The sequence below is a fragment of the Mesorhizobium sp. M5C.F.Ca.IN.020.32.2.1 genome (genome assembly GCF_004023105.1).
Classification (GTDB): domain Bacteria; phylum Pseudomonadota; class Alphaproteobacteria; order Rhizobiales; family Rhizobiaceae; genus Mesorhizobium; species Mesorhizobium wenxiniae.
The window spans coordinates 1-2,945 of the sequence record NZ_RZSX01000787.1 but is presented as its reverse complement, the minus strand read 5'-3'; the positions used below and the strand labels follow the sequence as shown (position 1 = coordinate 2,945).

The window sequence follows — 2,945 nt, the reverse complement described above, 5'->3', positions numbered from 1 at the left end:
ATCGGATAGAGTGTCCGCTCGATGATCTCGTCAGCGCCGATCGCGCGCGGCGCGATGCCCTTCTCGGCAGCCTCGTCGCGGATTAGCGCTTCGACCTCGGGATTGGGAGCCGGCGTACGCGAGCCGTTCTCGTAGAGATAAAAGCCTCTGCCGGTTTTTTGGCCGAAATGCCCCTGTTCGCACAGCGTGTCGGCGATCATTGCCGTCTGGCCGCGTGCCTTGCGGTTGCGCCAGCCTATGTCGAGGCCGGCGAGATCACCCATCTGGAACGGCCCCATCGGCCAGCCGAAATCGGTGAACACGCGGTCGATCTGCTGTGGCGTTGCACCTTCCAGCAAAAGCGCCTCGGATTCCGACCCCCGCGCGGCCAGCATGCGGTTGCCGACGAAGCCATGGCAGACGCCGACGACGACCGGCACCTTGCCGATCCGCCGTGCCAGCTCGACGATTGTCGCCAGCACATCGGGCGCGGTCTTCTCGGCGCGCACGATTTCCAACAGCTTCATGACGTTGGCCGGCGAAAAGAAATGCATGCCGACGACATCCTGCGGGCGCGAGGTCGAGGCGGCGATTTCGTTGACGTCGAGATAGGAGGTGTTGGTGGCCAGGATCGCGCCTGGTTTGGCCACCGCGTCGAGCCTGCCGAACACCTCCTTCTTGACCGCCATCTCCTCGAACACCGCCTCGACGATCAGGTCGCAATCGGCGAGGTCGTCATAGGCGGTGGAACCCTTGAACAGGCCGAGCCGCTGACGCTTGTTGTCTTCGCTGAGCGAGCCGCGGCTGACCGACACGGCGTAGTTCTTGTCGATCATCGCCAGCCCGAGTTGCAGCGCTTCCTGCGTCGCCTCCAGCACGGTGACGGAGAAACCGCCATTGGCGAACGCCATGGCAATGCCGCCGCCCATGGTGCCGGCGCCGATGACGCCGACCCGCGCGATCTTGCGCCTGACAATATCCTTGCCGGCAACCTTCGCCGCCTCCCGCTCGGCGAAGAACAGATGACGCTGCGCGCGCGACTGGTCGCCTGCAACGAGCTTGGCGAACAGTTCGCGTTCCGCCACCAGCGCTTCTTCGAACGGCAGCGTCATGGCGTTGCGGACCGACTGCGCGCAGGCGATCGGCGCTTCGAGGCCGCGCGCCTTTTTGGCGAGTTCCGCCACCGCCTTGTCGAATGCAGCCAAGTCAGCCTTGTCGAGACGGCCATCACGGTCGCGCACCGGCGTGAACGGTCCACCCTTGCCAGCCATTTCGCTGGCGAAACGAACCGCCTGCGCGGTCGGGGCGCCGACGAAGACAGCGTCGATCAGACCGGCGGCAAGCGCCTCGGCCGCACCGATCGGCGTTCCCGAAACGATCATGCTGAGCGCCTTGAGCGGCCCGACGAGGCATGGCAGCCGAACCGTGCCGCCTCCGCCAGGCAGCAGGCCGAGCTTGACCTCCGGCAAGCCGAGCGTGGCCTGGCTGTCGGCAATGCGAAAATGGCAGCCGAGCGTCAGTTCCAGGCCGCCGCCGAGTGCGGTGCCGTGAATGGCGGCAACCGTCGGCTTGGCAATGGTTTCCAGCATGGCAATGATGGCGCGCAGATCCGGCTGCTGCACCGGCTTGCCGAACTCGGTGATGTCGGCGCCGGCGACGAAGGTCCGCCCGGCACAGGCGATGACGATGGCCGCGACATCGGGCTCGTCGCGCAAGGAAACAAGCGCCTGCATCAGCGGCTCGCGAACATGGAAGCTCAGCGCGTTGACCGGCGGATTGTCGATGGTCACGACCGCGACGCCGCCGTCCCTTGTAACGCTCACGAAATTGGACACGCAAATCTCTCGCAATGATGACGGCCGAACCGCGCCGACCGATTTATAGGGCCGATGCCCGGATGGGAACCGGGATGTTTTACAGCAGGCTCTCGTCAGGACCGGCCGACAGGGACTGACGCTACTTCAGCGCAGCGCCTTCTGGCCGCCCGCGGCGGTGATGACGCCGACGATGATCAGCCCCGTCAGCAGCAGCCGGACGCCGGCGCTGACGCCGAAAGTGTTGAGCATCGTCAGGAGCAGCACTAGGAATAGGGCCGCGCCCCAGACACCCGGCACGTTGGCCTTGCCGCCGGCCACCGACGTGCCGCCGATGACGACGACGGCGATCGAGGCCAGCAGGTACTCGTTGCCGATATCGACATTGGCGCCGCGGAAATAACCGGCAAGCAGCGCCCCGTCGAGGCCGCCGAGCGCGCCCGACAGCGTGTAGGTAAGGAAGCGGATGCGGCCGACATTGACGCCGGCCAGCCACGCGGCGCGGATGTTCTGGCCGATCGCCAGCACCGAACGGCCATAGATCATGCGCTGCAGCGCGATCGCAGCGCCGATGGTGAACAGCACGGTGAGGATCGCCAGCACCGGAATGCCCAGAATCTGCCGGTTGGTGAAATCGGCGAAGCCTGGCGGTGGCTTGATCTGCAAGCCGCGGCCATAGCTGATGTCGATCGACTGGATGATGAAGCTGGCCGACAGAGTGGCGATGATCGGCGGGATGCGCAGCGCCCAGATCAAGAGATAATTGGCGGCGCCGACGGCCATGCCGCAGGCCACCGCCGCCAGCAGCCCGACAGCGATCATCGCATCATTCCCGTCCATCACCTTCATGGCGACGGCGCTGGCGAGGCCGATATTGGCCGGCAGCGACAGGTCGACATTGCCTGGTCCGAGCGTGATGACGAACATCTGCCCGACACCGACAACGACGGTGAAGACGGCCAGAGAAAGTGCCGCCGTGATCATGCCGCCGCCGCCATATCCACCGGTGAAGGTGATCGTCGCCAGCCACACCAGCAGCGCGCCGATGAAGGACCAGATCCAGGGTTTGGCGAGCAGCAATCGCAACGATGCCATCGCTCATCTCTCCCTACGGCTGATCAGCACCCGGGCCGCCAGCACGATGATGAGGAT

General features: G+C 65.4%; 2 protein-coding genes. Both read right to left on the bottom strand.

Features of this window, described 5'->3' with window-relative positions:
- Window positions 1–1,814, bottom strand: a 1,814-nt coding sequence (locus tag EOA86_RS28845) for a 3-hydroxyacyl-CoA dehydrogenase NAD-binding domain-containing protein (protein ID WP_128344773.1), incomplete at its 3' end; no start/stop codon positions are given.
- A gap of 126 nt (window positions 1,815–1,940) precedes the next feature.
- The gene (locus EOA86_RS28840) at window positions 1,941–2,888 is read right to left on the bottom strand and encodes an ABC transporter permease (RefSeq protein WP_128344771.1); all 948 of its coding nucleotides are present in this window, start codon (window positions 2,886–2,888) and stop codon (window positions 1,941–1,943) included.
- Between the last annotated feature and the right edge of the window lie 57 nt (window positions 2,889–2,945).